Below are 22,206 nucleotides of genomic sequence, written 5' to 3' on the forward strand. Positions count from 1 at the left end.
AGTGATACGGAAGGGGGCACACTCAACCAAAGGAGTGCGACCGGAGTCCGCGGAAGCCGGAGTAGTGAGACTGGTCAAAGTCATCAGGTGGACAGACGGAAGTCCGGAATACGCGGAACTCATCGATCAGTACGAAGCCCTCTGTGATATCGCGTTGACGTGCAGACGGTTGCTGCGGATAGGAAATGCTCGTGCAAATTCCTCGGCGGAGAATAGAAATGACGGGATTCGCCTCATATCGAATAAATTCGAAAACCAGCGAACTGTGGTGTGCTTACATCATGGGAAGCAAAATACGTCGACAGCAGAAGCGAACGCTGCGCAGGGCAAGGAGGGGAATGTCCCGAAAGCGGGAACTCGAGGCCTGCGCGGTTCATCGCATTTGCGACTACACGCGCCACACACATTCGTGTGGCCGGACGGAATAACTCACCGGTGCTGGCCGTTCTCCATTCACCTATCGCTATCCTTTGCCTGCCAGCCCACCATGACCTCATACGATCTGAGCCGCCTGCTCACCCCCATCGACGATGCCTCACCGTCTGGAGATGACCTCGAATACGATCCGGCATTTGTCGAACTCGAACGGATCGCCGCCCCCACCACGGAGCGCTCGATCGGTGACAATGTGAAACCCGCCAGGGAACCCGACTGGGACAGAGTCGCGCTTGCTGCGCAAGCGCTGCTAGGACGCACGAAAGACGTGCGCGCGGCAATCCACCTGAGCGCCGCGTGGACCCGGCTGCGGGGTTTGTCAGGATGGTGTGACGGTCTCGCACTCGTGCGCGGGCTGCTGGAGCCCTACTGGGACAGCGTGCATCCGCAACTGGACGCCGACGACAACAACGATCCCACTGCACGCGCGAACGCCGTGATGCCGCTCGGCGATCCGCAAGCCGTACTCGGCTATTTCCGGACCGCGCCCTTCGTCCAATCGCCAAGGCTTGGCCGCTTTTCGCTGCGTGACCTGCGTATCGCCAACGGCGCGATCAGTGTTGCGCCGCCGGCTGACGGCTCTGCGCTCCCCACGATGGCCGACCTTGAAGCGTGCTGCATGGATTGCCCCGACGATCAGTTGCCCGCCGCAGCCGCGGCGCTAGCCGAGGCGCTCGAGCATGCGCAGGCCATCGATACACTGCTGGCCGGCAAACTGGGGACGGCCGCTCCCGACCTGTCGCACCTGAGTGGCGATATCCATGAACTGAAGCGATTCGTCGATACGCAGTTGTCCAAACGGTTTCCCGACTTCACCGCTAACCACACCGTCGAGAGCGCCGCGCAGGACAGCGATGCCCACGCCAGTCCGGAAGCCGGCGTCCAGCACCACGACATCCGCGGCGGCGAGGACGTCATCCGCCGAATCGACGAAATCTGCGAATACTATGACCGCCATGAGCCGTCGAGCCCGTTGCCGATTCTGCTGCGGCGGGCCCGACGTCTCGTGGGTAAGAGCTTCACCGATGTGCTAAGGAACATCGCGCCGGGCGGACTCTCCGAGCTGCAAATGCTGTCCGGCCCGGACGACGAGTAACGCGTCACGCGCCAGAAGCGCGCCGCCGCTGCGATACCGCATCTGCCAGGGCGGCATCGTCACAGCGAAAGTGGCGCAAGCCACCAGGCCAGCGCGACGCACAGTCCGGCCACGCTGAGCAGCGCCGCGAACACCGCCAATCGTGCGATATACCGCATCCGGCTCATCTGGTTCGCGCGCCTCGCAATCGTCTTGTTCACACTGCCTGCGTCATCACGTGGCGCTGTGGCGCCTTTGGGATGCGCGTCGTCCGCCGGTACCCGCACTGCACGGCGCACAGTGTCGAGATCGGTGTCACCCAACTCGCGCAGCGATTCGAGCAACCCGCGCCGCCGGTGCCGGTATTCATCGCGTGCGATGCGGCCCAGTCGATACGCTTCGTCGAGGGCACACAACACCTGGCTAGCCCGCCGTTCGCGCTGGCTCGCTACGTAACGCTCTGTGGAGGATGTCGCATCGAGCCGCACTATCACGGCGGAAAGGTTGTCGCGGGCGGGACGCTCCAGCGCCAGCGAAAAAATTTGCGCGAGTGCCTCGTCGGGCTCAATGGGGCATTCATGGCCAGGAGCCAGCTCCTCGTCGCTCAGTTCCTTGTTGATTCCATCGGAGCACAGCAGGAAATGCATGCCAGGACGGCTGCCAGCCACGCTCCAGTCTATGTACAACTGATCCTCGGCGCCCACTGCTCTCGAGAGCACGCCCGCGCCAGCGGACACGCAGACGCTCCGGCCAAACGGCAAACCATATTGCGTCACGTCACCTGGCCGTCCGCAAACATGATCACTGGTGAGTTGCACGAAAGCGCCGTCCTCGTGGACATAGGCGCGACTGTCGCCAACCCAGCCGCACAGCACGAAGTCGCGGTCGTGGACCAGCACCACCACGGTTGACCCAATCACGTCGACGTGCCGCGAAATAGCCTCCTCGCGCAATTCAGTATTGACCTGCCGCAGGCTGTCCTCGATCGCTTCAATGAAGTCGCAGACGCTGCCCTCACGCTTGAGTGCCCCCAGCCGCCCAACGATCAGCGCACTCGCATAGTCGCCAGCCGAATGACCACCCATGCCGTCGGCGACCACCCACATCCCGAGGTCCTCGCGAACGAGGATTGCGTCTTCGTTCCGGTGACGCACCTTGCCGGTCTCGGTGCGGCCGGCGGAGCTAAAGCGCGTGGTCATCCCGCCTCCCGCCGGGTCGCCTCAAGCAAGGCGCCGGCCCTCTCGCCCGGCAACGAACAATGCTGAGCGTGCGGGTGAACACGGATCTCTACGACCGCGAGCGGCCATTGTGCCGGGGCCCCTCCGAGACCGGCGTGGGCCGCCAGATGAACCCGGGCGTCCTCACATGTGGCAAGGCCCAGCGCCTCGGCGCACAACTGTTGCGGCAGCCGCGCGAGCGAACGGGTCGCGAGCAGCAACAAGCGATCGCCTTCTTCGAGTTCGGCACGCGTTTCATCGCAATCCGGCTCGCCGGCCGTGCCGAGACCCGCCATCGTCAACCAGTCGGCGCCGAACAGCAGATCGTCGAACTCGCCGCCCACTCCAGCCGCGCGTTCGACGAACAACGTGCGCAACTGACCCTGCCGCCAGTGCCAGGCGGCCGCCGCGCCGATCCGCAGCACCCGCACCGCGCCGGTTTCGAAACGGGCCGCGAGCGCAGCGCCCTCTTCGGGCACCGGTTCGAGCGGATCGTGGCGGGCATCGCGCAACTGTGGATGCAGTGCGATCAGATTCAATCGCAGGCTCGTGAGATCCGGGGCGCTTGCCGATGCCGTTTCGCGGATACGGAGGGCAGCCCGGCGTCGTGGATCCTGGGGACCATCGTCGGCGCTCAGCAACAGCGTATTGCCATCGCCGAGATACTGCAGGGCGTCGTCGACCCACCTGCCGGCGGGCATCGCAACCGCATCGGCTTCCACCACGCCTCGCCAGGTATGGGCATGCAGCACGTTGTCCCTCACGACGTTGCAAGGCGGTTCGAGTCGCGCTGCGTGCAGCCCATCGTCCGCTTGAGCCACCTCTTCCGTGACGGTGGCCGCATCATAGAGCGGTGCAGCAGCATGGCCGGCGAAACCGGCCACAGCTGGCGGCTCCCCGTGAACACCCGGCGGCAGAGCAATGAGCAGGCTTCTATAACTGCGCGGCAAGCCACGCGTTGCGAGCATTCGCGCGGCGCCGCGAGTCCACCACAGGCACCACTCGCCGCGCCGAACGCTTGCCTCGCGCCATGCTTCTGCAAGCACCATTCCCGCCGCTTCGTCGTCCGGCAACGCCAGTTGCCATTCCTCTCCTTCCCAGTCGAGCCCTTGCCAGACCCATGCAAGGTCGGTTGCGTCGGCTGGCGGTCGCGCCAGCGACGCTACCTGCGCGGCAAAGTGTTCGACGCTGGCCCCCTCGTTCCGGGCAGAGAGATATACGCGTTCAAGCGAATCGAACCACGCGCCATGACCAAGGACGGCGCCGGCATCACCGGGACAAGGTGCAGCCAGTACCATCGGAAAGCCCCGGCCCAGACGGTCGGTGGCCGGCCCGATCAGGCCACACCAGCCGCTCGGGCCACACACGCTCGGAGACAGCACAAAGCGCCATGCCTCGCCCTGCGTCCATGCTGTACTCCAGTGCGCGCCCAGTTCGCGGCGTCCCGTCTCGACAGCACGCTGAAAATGCCGGTCCCAGATGTCCACGAAGACAGAGGGTAATTGTCGCTGGACGAAGTCGCCCGCACCCGGCAGCTTGCCGTAAAAGCCGACCGGGTTGTTCATCGCGGACACCTGAAACGCCGTACTTCACCATTGAGAAACGGATTCTTGAGGCTCGCCGGCTGGATTGGCAGCTTGACGGCATGGCCGGCAAAATCAAAGTTCGCGAGATACTGAAGGTCCCCCTGCTTCTGTAAATGAGCCGCGTCGAGCGCATGGAAGAACGCCCAGTCACCGTTGTACGTGAGCGGTGTGCCGACGGGCTGCCCCGACTTGTCAAACGCGCTGACTACCACGTGGCCCGGTTGTGGGCCGGGCCACGTCATCGCCATGCTCGCCGCACCGCCAGCGTTGCCGCCGTACTCGTACTTCTGACCGTCGATTTCAATACTGACCCTGGCGACTGCCGGATCGAATTGCGGAGCCAGCAACGTGAAGCCGACCTGAACCTGGGCGGCGTTGCGAAAGTAGATCTGGCGGATATTGTCGGCGGTCTGTGCCGTGCTCAGCACCGCATCGGGGCCGGGCGGCGTGCCGCTCCTCCAGTTCCAGGTGCGGCCGCTCGTGTCGACCCGCGATGCGAGCGTCGACTTCAGGAAACCGTCGAAACGGCCGCCATTGCCGAACAGCTCTGCAAAGTTCTGCAGCGGAATATCCGATGCGCCACCTTGCGCGAACGGGTAGCGGCCGTCGACGAAACTCGCGCAATCGTTGCCTGCCGCAGCACGAAACTGGTCGGCGAGAGCCGCGTTGCTGCCGCTCGCAACCAGATTCGCGCTCTCGCCCGTCAAACCGGAAATCAGCGCTGCGACCTGCGGCGGCAACTGATCGGACTCCTGACGAGCAGCGAGTAGCGCCGGGTTGTTTTGCGTTCCCGGGGCGCCCAGGTCGGTCATCGTCAGCAGACTTTTGCCTAGCTGGTCGAGAACGCTGCTCGTCTGGTCGAGCGGCGTCGACCCGGGGGTGCCCGCGCTCACCTGATCCAGTTGGGCAAAATGCGCCTCGATGGCAGCGCCCGGCCGGCTAGCGGCCGCCGCGCCCGTATCCTGCACCGCGTCAGCCGCTGCGCCCGGCGCATTGCCGTTGGGCAACGTTGCGCCCGCGTCGCGCAGCTCGCCCGCGAGTCGCGTGTTGGCCGCGCGGCGCGTGGCGAGATTTTCACCGACGGTTTTCGCCTGCGCGCTCACCGCCGATGCCGCAGACCCCGCGGTGCTCGCAGGCGAGCTGCGCAGCATATCGCTGGTGTTGTCACGCACCAGATTCAGCAAGGCCTTGAGCGGCGAACTTGGGCCGGACAGTTTTGCGGCCAGCGCGCTCGCGGCCTGGATGCTGGCGACCGGCTGCAATTGCAGGTCGGCCAGCAGAGCGTCCCAGGTCTTGATGTAGTCCTGCTCATAGAGCGCGAGGACCTGCTGTTCAAAGCGCGAGCGCGCGAGCGGGTCGGTGCGGGTCGCATCGAATACCCAGTAATCCGCAACGAAGTGGTCGACCGACTGTTCCAGGCCACCGTTCACCTCGGATGCGAAATACGGACGGGTGAACAGCGCCGGCAACGGCTGTGACAGAGGCACGCCGCTTTTGCGGGTGAACACGTTGCCGAGCAACCCAAGCGCCTGGTCGAGGCGCACCGGCGGAGCATCCGAGCGTCCGGCATCGAGCTTGACGCCACCGTAGATCAGCGTCGCAAGATCGGCGGTCTTCAGCGTGGCCCGCGCCTGGTCGATGAGCGCGCCGTCGAGACTCAACGCGCGCGGCTTTTGTGGGTCGTCGACCAGCGCCGAGAAGTGCTTGTTGAGCGCCGTCTGGATGACCGGGTCCTGAGGGAACAGGCGCTGCCATTCGATGCGCGCGAGCGCCGCCAGTTCGCCGGGGTCCAGATGCTGAGGCTGGCCCAGCATCAGATAACCCTTCAGGTAGTCGTAGAGCGCCTGTGGATCATTTGCGCTCGCGCTCAGGCCCTCCCGGAAACGCACGCCGATCCCGGGCAACAAGGTGCCGTTGAGCTCGCGCAGATAAGCCGCGTGGACCTGCCTGAGCAGCGCGTGGCCCTGGAACAGCCCGAAGCGCATCAGCAACGGCACATGATTTTCGTACTGACCGGCGACCTCCTCGCCACCGGAGACGATCTCGAGACGCGCCAGCGCACGCGCAAAATACACCTTGAGATCCGGAGCACCACTGAGACTGCTGGCGGGCGGCAGGTCCTCCAACGACGCCTGTACCTCGCCCACGTAGACACGGTTACGCGCGTAGCTGACGGCCATGCCGGCGACCAGCAACGCCGTGACGAACGCGATGCCACCCCAGGCTGCGGCCTGCCACAGCACCTTCTGCCGTTCAAGACGCGGGTTGGCAGCGGCAAAGCCCGATTCACGAAACAGCACCTCCTTTAGCAAACGCTCGACGAAGTAGGTGCGCGGCGGCGCGGTCCCGCCGCGCACCCGAGCAGCGTCGACGCCAAAGGTGCGCGCCACTGCGCTCAGCATGCGATCGATCGGCGCACCCTCCTGCGTGCCGGAGGTGAGATAGGCGCCGCGCAGCAGCGCAGGCGCACCGTATTCGTGGCGGCCAAACACGCCTTCGACGAACTCCCGCGCGATCTCGCGAAAAGCGCCGAGCTGTTGGGGAAAGCTGAGCACGGCGGCGCGGCGGCTGCGGTCCCGCTCCGCGTGCAAGCGTTCGATCACACGAGTATTCAAACGCTCCAGCAGCAGGTCGAACTCGGCGCCGAATAGCGCGCTCGCGCTGCCGTCGGTGCTTCTGTCGGCCGGAAACGTCATGCCCCAAACCTGGCTGCGCAGGTCCGGACCGAGGTCGTCGAAGAATTCGCCGAAACCCGCCACCAGGTCGCACTTGGTGAACACGAGATAAATGGGCACCGCGACCTTGAGATGTTCCGCGAGTTCGTCAAGGCGCCGGCGCACGGCGCGAATGTGCTGCTGGCGGCTGCGCTCGTCGAGCGTCAGCAGGTCCGACACGCTCATCGCCACGATCACGCCATTCAGCGGACGCCGCCTGCGATAGCGGCGCAACAGCTGCAGGAACGCCTGCCACGCGGAGGCATCCGCGGCGGCATCGGAATCCTGGGTCGTATAGCGGCCCGCCGTGTCGAGAAACACGGCTTCGTCGGTAAACCACCAGTCGCAGTTGCGCGTGCCGCCAATGCCGCGTAGCGCCTCCTTGCCAAAACGCTCGGACAGCGGGAAGTCGAGACCGGAGTTTTGCAGCAGCGTACTCTTGCCGGAGCCAGGCGGCCCGATCACCACGTACCACGGCAACGCATAGAGATTGCCGCCGTTCCTGCGGGTCTTGCGCAGCGTGTCGATCGCCTCCTGGAAGCGCTGCTGCAACTGCCCGCTCTCGGCGGCATTGCGATCCTCGGCGGCGAGTTGCGCGTCCTGTGCGCCCAGCGCGCCGGAGAGTTGCGCGGTCTTATGTTTGCCGCGCCACTGGATGATCTGGATAAGCAGCATGCACAGCAGCACGATTACGAGGATCAGCGCGAGCCGCGCCGATGCGCTCGCGAGCGGCTGGCTCTCGCCGATGCCAAGGTAGGGACCACCCAGCCAGATCAGCGCCGCGACGAACAGAAGTCCGACCGCGCTCACGAACCACCGGGAGGTTGCCCAGGCTTTCAGCTGATTCATGGGTTCAGTTCTCCGGGAAATACATGATCTCTACCCGCCGGTTGCGCGCCCGGTTCTCCGGCAGATCGGCCGGTGTGGCAAGCGGCTGCGAGGAACCGGCACCGCTCGCTTCGAGCCGCCGCGGATCATCGAGACCCTGGGCGAGAATCTGCAGCGTGTTTTGTGCGCGTGCGGTAGACAGTTCGAAGTTGTCCTTGAACTTGAGCGAGCGCACCGGCTGGTCGTCGGTATGGCCGACCACGATCACACGTCCCTTTACCTGGTTCAACGCCCAGGTAATGCGGTGCAGAAGATCGGTCTCGTTCGCCGCAATATCCGCGCCGCCCGATGGGAACAGCTCGGCGGCGGCAAGACGCACCGTGTCTTCGCCATCGGGCTTTTCGTCGATACTGAGCTGCCCGGCCTGCTCCTGTGGCGCGAGCAGTTGCTTGAGCGTCTTGCGCGAGACTTTGGGCGTCGCGATGGTCTGCGGCGGAGGCGCGTTCTCGAGACCGATGCTCGCAAGCTGCGCGTTCACCGGTTCGGCAAGCAGGTTGAGCCGGGTGAAGAAAAACAGGAACGCGCCCAGCAGCACGAAGGCCGCGGCGGCCGCGGCGACCCACAAGGGCACGTGACGCATCAGCGGGTTACGACGGTCTTCGATACCGCGCCAGTGCGGCGCCAGCTCCGTGGCTGGCGCTTCGCGCAGCCCGTGGATGCGGCGGTAAAGGTCGTCCTGGATATCCGTGAGACGCGCAAGCCCGCCGGGCTCGACAAGATAACGTCCGCCGAAACCCAGTGCCAGGCAGATATACATGAGTTCGATCAGGTCGAGGTGCCGCGAAAAGTCGGCACTCAGCCGCTCGATAATCTGGAAGAACTTCGCACCTCCGTAGGTTTCACCATGAAACGTGACGAGCAGGGTTTTCTGCGCCCAGCCGCTCTGATCGCCCCAGGGGGCGTTGTTCACCGACTCGTCGAGCATCGTGCACAGCACGTAACGCGCGGCCATGATCGTCTGCGTGTTGAGCCCGGCGCCTTGTGTGTAACGCTCAAAGCTGTGCACCTGTGCGACCGCCTGTTCGCGCAGGCGGGCAATGTCGACCGGCGGTGCAACGCTGTGACGCAGCTGGAGCGCAAGCAACAGCAGCGGATTGGCTGCCCGCACCAGCGGGTTGGGCGCGCCGCTCAGGAAATCGCCCAGTTCGGCACGCAAAGCCGTTGGGGCCGCGGGCTGAAGCGGCGACGGTGGTCGCATCGACGTGGAGCGCGGCGCGACGACCCGCGTCGCGTCGTCTGCCACGACTGGTTTTGTGTTCCCTCGCGGGCGCACCACGGTCGCATCGCTGCGCAAAGTCGGTTGATCGGAACGGTTGCCAGTGTTCATGTGCGCACCGCCCAGAATTGCAGATCAAGGCCGGCGAAACCGCTGCCAAAATGCATGGCAACGCCACCGGAGGTCTTCAGCGTGCTCCACATCGGCGAATGCCTGTCGCATTCGAAATAGAGGAAGCCCGCGGTGTACGGCAACTGGCGCGGGGCGACGGGCATCGGTGAAACGCCGATGCCCGGCAGTTGCAGATTCACCAGATCGCGAATTTTCTCCACGGGGCCGATCTTCGATTGCATGGGCAGTTGCCGGCGCATGTCCTCGGCCTTGAGATCGGCCCGCGCGGCCAGCACAAAAGTTGCTGTATCGAGCAACGTCAGGTCGGGCACCACGCCAACCCACACGCCGTACTTGCGCTGCTGCAGCGGGATCGCGACGGCGCTTTGCTCCAGCACCGCGCTGAGCGCAAGGCGCAGCGCGGCGATCACCGGCTCGAAGCTCTCGCGCAGCGACTCGTGCCGGTACGGCGCAAACGCCTGCGGGCGTTTGGCCGGCGCGGTAAACGTCGCAAGTTCCCCAGCCAGTTCGAGCAGCAGGCGGTAAAGCGCTTCCGGATGCAGCAGCGGCGCTTCGGCGAGATGCGCGACGAGCGGCTGGTAGCGGTTGATCACCTGCAGCATCAGGAAGTCCGCAATCTCGGCCGCGCCGCCACGGTCGGTTTCCGACACGCGGCTCGCGAGCGCTTCGCCGCGCTGATGCAGCAGACCCAGCAATTCGGACAGGAAGGTCACCAGCCGGTCTGCGGCCTGGGTGTTAAGCGCGCTTGGCATGAAACCGTCGTCGAGTATCACGCGGCGGTCCGCCCGGCACTCGATCACCCGTGCGAGTGGAATCTGCATCAAGCCCTCCCTCGGCTGCGACTCGGGCGACAGCCGTGTGCTCATACCTGCCACTTCGAGCGCCGTGACGCCTTCCATGCTGCCCGAGGCATCGAGCACTTCGGTTTCGCGCACGCGGTAGCGGAACAACTTATCGCTGCCGCCGTCCGGCCATGCACTGTCCGGCTGCGTAGGAGAGCGCAGCGGCAAGGTCAGATGCACGATCTGGTCTCGCCAGTTGGCGTCGATATCGAGCGGCGGCGGCAACGGATCGTCCCCGGGCATGGCGAACGGCGTGCCGTCGGGAAACACACCCCGCGCGCGCTTGATGCCGAGCTTGCCGATCGCCAGCAGATCGCTTTCCAGTTCAAGCTCCTGGAAGCCCCATGCGTGCGGACGCAAATTGCCGGCGCGCAGCTCTACGTAGCGCTCGAAATAGCGCTCCTGCTGCTGCATATGCTGCGGCCTGAGGAACAGGCCCTCGCTCCATATCACCTTGTTGCTCTGAGTCATGTCTGTGAGCCGAATAAAGGTCTTTCATGCGTCTTTCGACGCTCGCCGCAAACGACAATGTCTGTCGCTGCGGAGTCAGTTACGACGGTTTTTCAGGCGTCCGAGTTGTTCCTCATAGGCTCGCGCGAATTCATCGCCAAACAGGCGCTGAAAGCATTCATCAGGATTCCTTGTCACTTCCTCGAACTGCGCCTTGTAATGCTCCCACTGGGGCGACCGGCCAATGAAGGGCAGACGCCGCTTATTACGCTCCGTTTCCTGCTCGATCCGGGCCGGATCGAACTGCGCGAGCAACGACTGGAACGCGGAACGCACGCCTGCCAGCATGGCCATCTGGTGATGACGGATATCTTCGGCCGCATCATTGAGCGCCGCGCTGCCGGCCAAAAAACCGTTGCCGGGTGGGGCGAGCAGTTTCCTGACCGCTTCCTGTGCGGTTGGTGCGAACTTCAGCGGGTTGTTCTCCGAACGCTGGATCAGCGTCGCGGGCAGGCGGAAGCTGTTCTTCAGTTCCGCCCGTGCCCGCAGCACGTCCATCATTGCGTCCACGGCGATGTGAAACATCTCCGTGAGGTCCCGTGCCGAAGCGTCCGTCGCTCCGGTGGCTTCGTTCGCTGGCGTCGGCGGTGCGGACGGCGCTGGCGCAACCGGCGCGATCGGCGCAGCCGGCGCAACCGTTATTGCCGCCGCCGGTTCGTGGCGTGGTGCGGGGTCAACAGGAATGACAGGAGGCGCAGACGCCGCCGCGACCTGGCTGTGGGTCGCATCCCAGTCTTCCGGCAACACAGGGCCATCGGCCCGCGCCGCTTCGCGTTGTGGCGGCCTGAACCGGTCGGCCACGGCTGGCGTGTGGTTCCAGGCAGGCGTTGGCGGTACGGATCGCGCCGGCGCGTCAAGGTACGACGACGATGTATCGAAGAGCGCAAGCGGATCGAGCACAGCGCCCGGCAGCGGCGCGTCGACGCCGGGAATCAGCCCTTCGGCATCGCCTTCTTTACCCGGCACCCCGGCGCGGCGCGGTCCAAGCAACAGACTCAGATCCAGTGAATCCTTGTTCTCCGCACTCGCGGGCGCAACTACAGGCGTCTGCGCGGGTGCGGACGCGGGCGAAGGCGCGCCACGTGTCGAGTGACTGCCGCCCGCCTGGATATCCGCCTGAGAATCAGCATGGGTATCAGCCTCCCCGTCCAGACGCACGCTGACCTCGAACAAGTCGATCTGCAGACGGTCTCCGTGTTTCAACGCAACGGGATCGCCTTTGCGCAGCGGCGTGTCATTGAGCACCATGCCATTGGTGCTACGGTCCTCAATGAAGTAGATATCGTTCAGATAACGCACCATCGCGTGCAGGCGCGAAACGCCGTCAGAACGCAGCACCCAGTCGCAGTCCTCCGAGCGCCCGATGCTGCCGTCGCAGCGGTCGAACAACCGCTCGCGCTCGCCGCCGGAACGATCCGCCTGCCCGTCTTGAATCGACAGGATCAGGACCGGTGCGGCGCTCATTGCCTACCCCCATCAAGGCTGCCTTGAACGCTGAGCAGGTTCAGCGCACCGCGCACAAAGGAAGCACGACGGCCATGAAACTCCGCAGCGGCCAATGCAGCCATATAGGTCACCGCCGACGTTGCCGCGATCGCGGTGAGGTGCTCCGGCGGTGGAGTCGGCTCTTCGTAGTGCGGATTCAGGTTACCGCCCGACCAGCCGGCAGCGGCCGCGGCCCACGCACCGATCGTCCGGTAGCGATGCGTCTTCGCAAACGCAAGTGCGGCGGCCCGCTGCGCTTCGCCGGGATCGCGCACCCACGCCTGCGCCAGAGCGAGACCGGTGCGGTCATGCTCGCCCAGCACCTCCCGGCGGCCGCACTGGCACACCCAGGCAACTGCGTAGCGGTGCGGCAGCAAACGGGCGAGCAGACCGAGCGCATCGCCCGCGAGGTTGGCATCGAGCAGCGCCTGCACAGCCGAACGCGCTGCCATCGTTGGCTGCAGGGTCGCCTGCGCCGGCGCGGAAAGCCGCATCTCGCGGGCCGCGTCGAGGATCGCGATCATGCCTGCCATACCTCTTGCAGCGTGGCCGACAATCCTCGCCTCGCGGGCAGCGGCGTGCGATGGCTGGACAGGTTTTCCATATGCGATCCCCTTTCTTGCGTCATGCACCGGGCTAAGCATCAGCTCACGCCGAGCGCGCCCAGCACCGGGTTGTCGAGGCCGCCGTCGAGAAATCCCGCGAACGGCTTCAGCAAATGCTTGCGCAGCGCACCCCCGGACGGTTCCTCGCCCGGCTTGGCAAGTTCGGACACGGTTCCGTCATCGCTGGAAATGCTGTAACCGGTATCGCGGATGTATTGCGCGCTCCAGCCGCGCAGCTCATCAAGGTGTTTCACACCAAGCGCGTACTGGCTCGCCGTAATCGGCTTCTGGTCGGCAGAGAACATCTGCAGGAAATGCATCTTGCTGATGAGGCCACTGTTCAGCGCCAGTGCTGAAACAACCGGCACGCTGAGCGCGTAGCTGCGGAACCACCTGTTGAATTCGATCGGCCGCGTGTGCAGTTGCAGGGATTCGCGCTGCTCCCATTTCGCCTTTGCGTCCGCGAAGAATTTCTTTAGCCGCCGCAGTTCGAACACGCGCCACGCGGCCTTGATCAGAACCTCGACAATCGACGTGACCAGATTGACGATCGTCGAGGCGCCGACCGAGCCGATCTGCATGCCGAGCTGAGCACCGCTTTTCAATGTGCCGTAAAGATTCTGCGCGATGCCAAGGTTCATCGCCCGTTCGATTCCGTTGACGATCGCCACGGGCGTGCCCGCCATCAGTTCCGTCTGACGGCCGCCCGCCCACGCCTTGAAGCGCTCGAAGCAAGATTCGATCAGCTTGTAGAGATTCGATGCAACACCAAACACGTCGCCGATAATCCCGGTCACCGCGTCGGATAGAAACTTTCCGGTCAGATAATCGCAGAGCGAACGCAATGCCGGGCCGCCGTACTCGTCCCAGACCCCAACCACATAGTCCCAGGCCTTTCTGAAATAGTCGAAGATCGCGTCGGACAGCCGCCGCTGGTTGCCGCCGAGCGGCTGGCCCCGTTTGTCCATCAGGCTGTGCGAGCTGATCGTGCGGGTTTGTTCGGCCGGCGCCGCACCGCGGCTTGCGCCCGTTCCTGCGCCCGTTCCTGCACCCGCTCCCGCACCCGTTCCGGCCCCGGCGGGCTGACCCGAGCGGGCAGCGACGCGCCGGTCCAGCGCTTCAGCGGCATGCTCGATCGCCGAGCGGCCACCCCCACTCATGCCCTGCTGCACCTTGCCAATCACGTTCTGCGCACCGGCGCTACCCACATCCTTGCCGTAGTCGAGACCGGCGTCAGCCGCGTCGAGCACGCCCTCCGTAATGATCTTGAAGATGCCCAGATCGCATTCGAGCTTGCCGAACAGATACAGCAGACCCAGCCGCGAATGCACCAGGTCGGACGCCATGAACGACGGCACGCCGAACGCCGAATCGGTATCGCCATCCTTGTAGAGCGCCGCATAAAGCAGGCTGAACGAATACTGGCCGGTATTACGCTTGCTGCTCATCCATTCGTTATCCTTTCCATGTGCGCTGCGCCAGTTGCTGAATGCCGTTTTCAAACGAATCAGGCTATCGCCGCTAGGCACGCGCAGATAGGTATCGAGATGCATGTCCAGCACCTTCAACTGGGCGCTACGTTGCAGCATGACCCGGGATGTTTGTTGCATCCACTGCTGGTAGGTGAACGGTATGTCGGGCAGCGTGGTATGAAGGTCTGGCATGGTCGTGTTCCGGATAGGTTCAGTGGCCGGCTCATGGCTACAGGATCATCGGGGCCGCGCCGCCCAGCACCGCCGTCGCGGTGCCGATCAACTGCAGATTGATGGACTGCACAAGACAATCGGCTTCGGATGTAATTTCCATTGCCGCGGTCGAGCTCATGCTCAGATTCGCCTTCGAGTTGATCTCCATCGCGAGACCCGAGGCCATCGTGACGTTCATCTCGCCGTTGATCGTGAGGCTGGTGCCCTGGATGGAGATTTCTCCCGAGCTGTTCATCGTGATGCTGGCAAGACCGGTGACCAGCCTGATCTGGTTTCCGGCAGTCAACGTGTAGTTGCGCGCAACCTGGACGTCGTGATCGTGTTCCGATTCCTCGCGCAGATCCTTCTGCGCGTGAATCAAGACCTGCTCGCTGCCCATCCTGTCCTCGAAGCGGATCTCGTTGTAGTCCTCGCTCGCGCCGCCTTCATGGCTGCGGCTTTTCACGCCGCTCTGCGTCTTGTTGTCGGGCAGGCTGTAGGGCGGCATGTTGTCCGCGTTGTAGACACTGCCGATAATCAGCGGCCGGTCCGGGTGGCCATCCAGAAAACTCACCACCACTTCCTGGCCCACACGCGGGATGAACTGCGAGCCCCAGCGTTTGCCCGCCCACATCTGGGCGACCCGCACCGGGCATGAGTTCTGCGCGTTCGGCTTGCCCGGCCGGCTCCAGAAAAAGGTCACCTGCACCCGGCCATACTTGTCCACCGCGATGTCCTCGGCGGTATCGCCGTAGACCACCGCGGTCTGCACGCCGGCAATCACCGGCCGCGGCGTGACCGGCATCGTGCGAAACGGCTGGCGGCCGCGGATCACCTTGAACTCGCAGTGGAATGGCCCTTCGTCATCGTCGCTGCCGCCACCCGCCGCATAGTCCGGTTCGACAAGGCGCGTGACCGTATCGATCACCAGGTATTCCTGGTTCGCACCGGCAAGCGGAAAGTCCTCGAGCCTGAATAGCGTGCCGGTGGCAAGACCGCAGGCGTCGGTGCGGCCGGCGCTCGACGCCAGTGGCACGTTCAACGCGTCCGCGCGTACCTGTGCATAGCGCTGGCCGTCGGAAAGGCGCTCGTCATAGCCGACGTAGTCGTACCCATAGTCGTAGATATCGAGTCCGCTCACGCCATGCGCATCCTCTGTGTCGGTCAGTTCCTCGGTCGCCAGAAGCGATGCTTTCGGTTTCAGGTAGTCGTAATCGTCGAACTGAACCCGCGTCGTGTTCACCGTATGCGCCGTTTCCCAGTCGCTGATCGACGCCTTCATTCGCGTTCCCCGCTCGGTAGGCGGCGCGTAAGGAATCTGCTCGAAGCCCGGCACGGTCGAGTGGGCGCCGAGCGAATCGGCGAGCACCATCGTGTGCGTGCTCTGCGTATGCGTGAAGAAGTAGTAGATACCTTCCTGCTCCATCAGCCTGCTGACGAAGTCGAAATCGCTTTCGCGGTACTGCACGCAGTAATCGCGTGCCGGATAGTCGGCGCTGAGACTCAGTTTCAGATCGCCGTAGCCAATCTCGCCGAGTACCGATTGAATGATCTGCGGCACGCTCATGCTTCGATAGATGCGGCAGTCGCGCCTGCGCGTGGACAGCCAGGGCTTCGGCACGAGCCTGAACGTGTAGACCGCATAGCGAACGTTCTCGATATTGACGAAACCGCCCTGCCCGCCTTCGCAAACGATCCCGTTGAAATAGCGCGTATAGCCCTGCGGCGTCACCAGCTTCACGGTCATCGGCGTGCCAAGCAGCGAACGCAGGTCCACCTCGGCGTTCTTGCTGATCGCCTCCAGATCGTATGAAAACAGCCGGCCAAGCGACTCGGCCGCACTCATGTTCGCGAACAGCAGACTGGAGCCAAGCGCAGAAGTAAGCGTGATTGCGTGTGCCATCGGAATGTCAGGTAGTGAGTCGATACAGGTACGCTTTCAGGGCCAGACATCGCAGAAAACCGGCTTGCGAATTACAGCGCGTTGCTTGCCCTGCGATCAACACAACAGCCCAGCCCGCCGTTCTATTCCTTCGAATTCGCAGCACAGGCAATGCATCCTGCGTGACCGACTATTGCTCGTCTTGCGTTTGCCTTATGCCGTCGCCGGAGCTATAGGCAAAGTCGTCATCCACGACACTCACGCAGACTCGCTCCATCGCCTCGCCGCGCATTGTCCGCGCGAGGAAATCGCGGCTGAGCGCCGGCAGCATCGTGTTGGTGAGAATCGAATCGATCATCCGGCCGCCCGACTCGCTCTCCGTGCATCGGCTCACCACCAGTTGCACGACCGCGTCGTCATAGTCGAACGGCACGCCATATCGATCCTCGACGCGCCGCTTGATGCGCTCCAGTTGCAGCGTCACGATTCGCGCAAGCATGGACTGGCTAAGCGGAAAGTATGGGATCGGTACGAGCCGGCCAAGCAGCGCGGGTGGGAACACGTCCAGAAGAGGTTCACGCAGCGCCTGGGCCAGGCCTTCGTGGTCGGGGATCGACTCAGGATCCTGGCACAGCCTCGCAATCAGATCCGTACCGACATTCGTGGTAAGCAGAATCAGGGTGTTCCTGAAATTGATCGAGCGACCCTCGCCGTCTTCCATGACACCCTTGTCGAACACCTGGAAGAAGATCTCGTGCACGTCCGGGTGCGCTTTTTCCACTTCGTCGAGCAACACCACCGAATACGGCTTGCGGCGTACGGCCTCGGTCAGCACGCCGCCCTCGCCGTAACCGACATAGCCCGGCGGCGCACCCTTTAGCGTCGAAACCGTGTGAGCCTCCTGGAACTCGCTCATATTGATCGTGATCAGGTTGTGCTCGCCGCCGTAGAGGGCTTCGGCCAGCGCCAGCGCGGTTTCGGTCTTGCCCACCCCGGACGTGCCTGCCAGCATGAACACGCCGATCGGGCGATCGGGATTGTCGAGGCCGGCGCGCGAGGTCTGGATGCGCTTCGCGATCATCTCCATTGCGTGGTCCTGGCCGATGACCCTTTCACCCATCAGGTTCGCCAGGTTCATCACCGCCTGCAATTCGCTGCGGACCATGCGTCCAACCGGAATGCCGGTCCAGTCGGCGACGACTGAAGCGACCGCCTGATAGTCGGCGTTCGGCAGGATCAGCGGATTTTCTCCCTGCAGTTCCGCGAGTTGCGCCTGCAAGCGTTTCAGCTCGGCAAGGACGGCCGCTCTCGCGTCATCGTCGAGCGCGCGCACCGCCGGCAACGAAGCGGCTTCTTCGCTGCTCTCTTCCTCCCGTGCGGCCTGCTCGAGCGCGCCGCCGGTGCCTTCGACCGGTGCGCTTTCGCCTCTGAGCCGTGCGCGCAATGCCAGAATCTGCCCGACCAGCGCCTTCTCTTCCTGCCATACCGCCTCGCGCTGCCTAAGGCGCTCCCGCTGCGCCTCGAGCGTCGTCAAGGCCAGCGTTTCGCGAGCCATCACGTCTATGCCGACGCTCTTCTCGCGCGCAATGATCGCCAGCTCCGTCTCAAGCGCCTCGATGCGCTTGAGGGTGTCGTCGATCTCCGGCGGCACCGCGTGCAGGCTGATCGCGACCCGCGCACACGCCGTATCGAGCAGGCTGACCGCCTTGTCCGGCAACTGGCGCGCGGTGATATAGCGATGCGACAGTTTCACCGCCGCTTCGAGCGCTTCGTCGAGAATCTGCACGTGGTGGTGCCGCTCCATCACGCTCGCTACTCCGCGCAGCATCAGGATGGCCCTCTCTTCGCTGGGCTCGTCCACCTGCACGGTCTGGAAACGGCGCGTCAAGGCCGGATCCTTTTCGATGTGCTTTCTGTATTCGCCCCAGGTGGTCGCACCGAGCGTGCGCAGGTTGCCGCGTGCGAGCGCGGGCTTGAGCAGGTTCGCAGCGTCGCCGGTGCCCGCTGCACCGCCGGCGCCCACTAGCGTGTGCGCTTCGTCGATGAACAGGACGATGGGTTTGGCGGACGACTGCACCTCGTCGATCACCTGACGCAGACGATTCTCGAATTCGCCTTTCATGCTCGCACCGGCCTGCAACAGGCCGATGTCGAGCGCGCGCACCTGGACGTTTTTCAACGGTGGCGGCACGTCGCCGCGGGCGATGCGCAGTGCGAAGCCTTCGACCACCGCCGTCTTGCCGACGCCGGCCTCGCCGACCAGCATCGGGTTGTTCTGGCGGCGGAGCATCAGGATATCGATCACCTGGCGAATCTCCGGATCACGGCCCACGATCGGGTCTATCTGTCCATCACGGGCTTGCGCGGTGAGGTCCACCGTGAACTGATGCAGTGCCTGCTGCTTGCCCATCTGCGCGGGCGCCATCGCGCCGCTGCTTTCGCCCGGGGTGGTTTCGTCGATACGAAAGCCGTCGGTGGCAGACAGATGCTCTTCGGGCGATCCCGCGACAATACCAGCGAAGTCCTCCGCCAGCGCTTCAGGCAGCACCTTCGCGAATTCCGCGGACACCTCGTGCAGCGCATGGCGCAAATGACGCGTACGCAGCAGTCCGACAATCAGGTAGCCGGTGCGCACCTGGACCTCGCCGAACATCAGCGTGGCAAATACCCAACCGCGCTCGACGGCTTCCTCGACCTCGGCGGACAGGTCGGAGATCGTGGTACTGCCGCGCGGCAACCGATCCAGCGCCGTGGTGACATCGCGCGCGAGGTGCGACGGATTGAGGTCGAAGTGCCTGACGATGCGGTGCAGATCCGAATCCTGCAATTGCAGGATCTGGTGGATCCAGTGTGCAAGCTCGACGTAGCGGTTGCCGCGCAGCTTGCAAAACACGGTGGCGCTTTCAATACCCCGATAGGCAAGCGCGTTGAGCTTGCCGAACAGGGCTGCGCGACTGATCTCGGTCATAATTTCAATCCTGTGTAGAGTGAGGCGGCCGCGAGACGGCCGCCGGTTCAGTTGCAAAGTGCGACAAGTCGCGGGGCACGAGCGTCAATCCACCGGCGTCAACACAACCTGATCGGCATCGCTACGTTGCGGATAGCGGCCCAGCCAGGTGTTCAAGCCCATGCGGCCCGCCTGGCCGATGTGAGTCAGCGGCACGTCCTCTTTCTTCAGCACCAGTTGCACGTCCCACCCCTTCTCCTCGCCGACATACAACTTCACCGCGGCAACGAGTGGCCCTTGCGCATCGCCGCCGGGCAAAAACCGGTTGAACTCGCTCTGGGTCAGCGGTCCGACACGCAGCCGGAAGCGCTGCTGTGCGCCGCGAACGTGCGCGCCGAGCAACGCGTTACGGCCCATCACGGCCATCGCGGTCCCCATGCGCAGATGGGCATCGCGCGGCAAGCGCATCCAACCCGCCACGAATTCGAGCACGTGCACAGGCACCCCAAAGTAGTGCTCGAGAAAACCCTTGAGTCCTTCCGCGTTACGTGCCTGCTGAACGAGGCGGCCTGCGAAAAAGCGCTTGTACTGATCGGGCAGCGCATCGCGTCCGTCGAGATGCGGCGTCGCAGTGCCAATCAGCGCGCCGACCCAGGTGCGAAACCGGTCCTGCTCCGGACGGTCGAGCTGCACCGTGGGCTGCGCATCGGCCCAGGCGCGGTAGAAAAGGCTCAACATCCGGTGGTGAAAGATGTCGGCAAACGCGGCGAGCGTCTGATCCTTCGCGTTGCGTTGACGGTCGAGCACATGCTCGGTGAGGTGCAGCGGCAGCGGTCCGTGCGGCCCGAACAGTCCGAGAAACAGGCCGTACAGCCGTCCCGGCCTGCCGGCCGCGCCCGGCTCGAAACGTTCGATGCTGCGCGGAGCAAACTTCAGCGAGGGCGCATGCGCGAGCCGCACGGGATCATCGGCCGCCCTCGTCGAGTGGCCGAGCCGGGGCTGTTCCGGGTACGCGCACTCGAGGCGGCGCATGGCCTCAAAGAACTCGAAGTTCTCCGGCCGCTCGCGCAACGCCGCTTCCAGCGCTAAAGGATCGGGCGCTTGCCGAGTGTGGCGGGCCATCGGGCTACCTCGTTACGTTCGAGCGTGCGCAGTACCGTCTCGGTGAAGGAATTCAGCGAGACATAGCGCGCAAAGAAGTGCTGCAGGATGGAGGCCAGCAGAAACGCGCTGCTGCCTTCGAAAGCCGCATCGGCGCAGGTCAAGGTGATCTCGAGTCCGCGGCCATACGTAATCGGCCCGGGTACCGGCACCCTGCGCGTGACCGGTTGCGCCGCGACGCGCTTGATGCCCTCGATCTGCCGGCGCGCGGCTGCATCGAACTCGTCGTAATAGAGACCCAGCATCTCGCGCAGCGCAGCCGCGCCCTGCCCGCCCTCCTCATCGAGCAGGGACAGATAATTCAACTGCAGATGGCTGATCAGACGCCACGCAGACTCGCCCGTCGCCGTCGGCGCGCGCGGCCGGGTCGGCCCCGCGACGCAGCGAATCGAGGCGACCGGCGCATCGGTGTCCAGCGTGAAGTCCGTATACGACTTGCCCACCGGCATGTGCAGCGGCAGGTCACGATTCGTGCACAGCAGCCGCAGACCCAGTTGGCGCAGCGTAGTGGCATATGGCGCGTCATTGCCGTCGACGAGCGCGATAAAGGTCTCGCTGCCTATATAGCTCGAGCGCGCTCCACGCTCCTGCTGACGACTCGACAGCAGGCGCGGTTCGCGCCGCAACGTATAGAACGCGGCGAGTGAACCGTGCCATGTGCGCCTGGTGCTTCCCTGCGCGGTGCTCGCATAGAAAGGCAGGAAGCTTTGCTCGGGTTCCTGGCGATCGCCATATCCTTGCACTTCAAGCACGCTGTGCACCTCGAAGTCCATCGGCCGGGTACGATCGCCGAGCACGTGATACTCGGTCTTGCCTTGCTGCAAATGAATGCGTTCCGCGCGACGCTCGAACAGATTCACGACCGGCGTACAAAACAGCCGGAAGTTGCCGGCATCGATCGAGTTGTGCAGGCGCGTGACGCTGCGGTCGAGCCACACCACAATCTCGAAGTCATGGCCCCGCGCGCGCGCAAGCAAGGAGCGCAGCCCGGTAAACTCCGCGAACAGAAAGCGCTCGGGACACGCGAAGTATTCCTGCAGCAAACGGTAACCGCTGAACGAACGGTCTCCATACGGCAGCAACGCCTCCTCTTCGCTGAAGCCTTTGGCCTGCAATGCCGACGCTTCGTGGTGTTCTTCGACGAACTCGCCGTCCTGCGCCACGGTTCGCACGGTGTAGCCGACGCCATTGGCCAGCAACTGTTCGTAGATCAGTCTGGGCAGTTCGTCCGCGCCGGCAAGAAAGAGCGGCAGGCTGTCGAGCGCAAGCATCTTCGCCTGCACGCCCGACAGAGTCCTGAATTTCAGGCGCAGACCCGCGCGAACCCGACGCCCCGCAGGCGCGGCGAGGCCCGCCGCGGCGAGGGCCGCCGGTGTGTCGAAGTAGCGCGCTTCGGCAAGCTGCAACGGCCACAGCGTGACGTCATGCGCGGTGCGGTATTCGCACGCCGTGCGATCGCCGAAGCCGGTCAGGCTGCGCAGCACGGTATGCCGCGCGACATCATGGCCCGCGGGCGGCAGGTTCTCGGCCTCGTCGGGATGCAACTGCACGACCGCCATCGATGGAATCGGCGTCAGGTAGTGCGGGTAAATCATCTCCAGCAGATGCTGCGTGAACACCGGATACTGCGCATCGAGTTTCAGTTGCACGCGGGCAGCAAGAAACGCGAAACCCTCGAGCAACCGCTCAACATACGGATCCGCGCACTCGAAGCCTTCCAGGCCCAGACGGCCGGCAATCTTTGGATGCTCGCGCGCGAATTCCGCGCCCATCTCACGGACATGCTGAAGCTCACGGTTGTAATAGCGCAAAAGGCGTGGATCCAT

Annotated in this window: 13 protein-coding genes; 1 reads left to right on the plus strand and 12 read right to left on the minus strand. The window is 64.2% G+C overall.

Annotated features, from left to right (window positions below):
- Positions 1 to 487: 487 nt before the first annotated feature.
- Positions 488 to 1,531, plus strand: coding sequence for a type VI secretion system protein TssA (gene tssA / locus FFS45_RS03375; RefSeq protein ID WP_137953283.1), 1,044 nt, complete (start codon positions 488 to 490; stop codon positions 1,529 to 1,531).
- Positions 1,532 to 1,590: 59 nt separating this feature from the next.
- On the opposite strand, the gene FFS45_RS03380 is transcribed toward tssA, so the two are convergent.
- The 12 genes from FFS45_RS03380 to tssF all read right to left on the minus strand — a co-directional run bounded on the left by FFS45_RS03380 (position 1,591) and on the right by tssF (position 22,206).
- Positions 1,591 to 2,709, minus strand: coding sequence for a PP2C family serine/threonine-protein phosphatase (locus FFS45_RS03380; protein ID WP_137953284.1), 1,119 nt, complete (start codon positions 2,707 to 2,709; stop codon positions 1,591 to 1,593).
- Positions 2,706 to 4,292, minus strand: a complete 1,587-nt coding sequence (tagF, locus tag FFS45_RS03385; RefSeq protein ID WP_137953285.1) for a type VI secretion system-associated protein TagF — start codon at positions 4,290 to 4,292, stop codon at positions 2,706 to 2,708. Before tagF ends, FFS45_RS03380 begins: the two co-directional genes overlap by 4 nt.
- Complete coding sequence (tssM, locus tag FFS45_RS03390) at positions 4,289 to 7,876, minus strand: type VI secretion system membrane subunit TssM (protein ID WP_137953286.1); 3,588 nt, start codon at positions 7,874 to 7,876, stop codon at positions 4,289 to 4,291. Before tssM ends, tagF begins: the two co-directional genes overlap by 4 nt.
- Before the next feature lie 4 nt (positions 7,877 to 7,880).
- Positions 7,881 to 9,242 carry a type IVB secretion system protein IcmH/DotU gene (gene icmH, locus FFS45_RS03395; RefSeq protein ID WP_137953287.1) on the minus strand — a complete coding sequence of 454 codons (1,362 nt, stop codon included), beginning with the start codon at positions 9,240 to 9,242 and terminating at the stop codon, positions 7,881 to 7,883.
- The gene (tssK, locus tag FFS45_RS03400; RefSeq protein WP_137953288.1) at positions 9,239 to 10,576 is read right to left on the minus strand and encodes a type VI secretion system baseplate subunit TssK; all 1,338 of its coding nucleotides are present in this window, start codon (positions 10,574 to 10,576) and stop codon (positions 9,239 to 9,241) included. Before tssK ends, icmH begins: the two co-directional genes overlap by 4 nt.
- Before the next feature lie 75 nt (positions 10,577 to 10,651).
- On the minus strand, positions 10,652 to 12,079 hold the full coding sequence (gene tagH, locus FFS45_RS03405; protein WP_137953289.1) for a type VI secretion system-associated FHA domain protein TagH: 1,428 nt from the start codon (positions 12,077 to 12,079) through the stop codon (positions 10,652 to 10,654).
- On the minus strand, positions 12,076 to 12,633 hold the full coding sequence (locus FFS45_RS03410) for a hypothetical protein (protein WP_249362577.1): 558 nt from the start codon (positions 12,631 to 12,633) through the stop codon (positions 12,076 to 12,078). Before FFS45_RS03410 ends, tagH begins: the two co-directional genes overlap by 4 nt.
- Before the next feature lie 110 nt (positions 12,634 to 12,743).
- On the minus strand, positions 12,744 to 14,369 hold the full coding sequence (locus tag FFS45_RS41575; RefSeq protein ID WP_171029555.1) for a hypothetical protein: 1,626 nt from the start codon (positions 14,367 to 14,369) through the stop codon (positions 12,744 to 12,746).
- Positions 14,370 to 14,406: 37 nt separating this feature from the next.
- Positions 14,407 to 16,293 (minus strand): type VI secretion system tip protein TssI/VgrG, encoded by a 1,887-nt coding sequence (gene tssI / locus FFS45_RS03430; protein WP_249362579.1) that lies wholly within the window; start codon positions 16,291 to 16,293, stop codon positions 14,407 to 14,409.
- A 169-nt stretch (positions 16,294 to 16,462) separates the two neighbouring features.
- On the minus strand, positions 16,463 to 19,240 hold the full coding sequence (gene tssH / locus FFS45_RS03435) for a type VI secretion system ATPase TssH (RefSeq protein ID WP_137953292.1): 2,778 nt from the start codon (positions 19,238 to 19,240) through the stop codon (positions 16,463 to 16,465).
- A gap of 84 nt (positions 19,241 to 19,324) precedes the next feature.
- Positions 19,325 to 20,341, minus strand: coding sequence for a type VI secretion system baseplate subunit TssG (gene tssG, locus FFS45_RS03440; protein WP_137953293.1), 1,017 nt, complete (start codon positions 20,339 to 20,341; stop codon positions 19,325 to 19,327).
- A complete protein-coding gene (tssF, locus tag FFS45_RS03445; protein WP_137953294.1) occupies positions 20,305 to 22,206 on the minus strand; it encodes a type VI secretion system baseplate subunit TssF in 1,902 nt (633 codons plus the stop codon). The genes tssG and tssF overlap by 37 nt, the downstream gene beginning before the upstream one ends.

The organism is Burkholderia sp. 4M9327F10 (assembly GCF_005503145.1).
Lineage (GTDB): Bacteria > Pseudomonadota > Gammaproteobacteria > Burkholderiales > Burkholderiaceae > Paraburkholderia.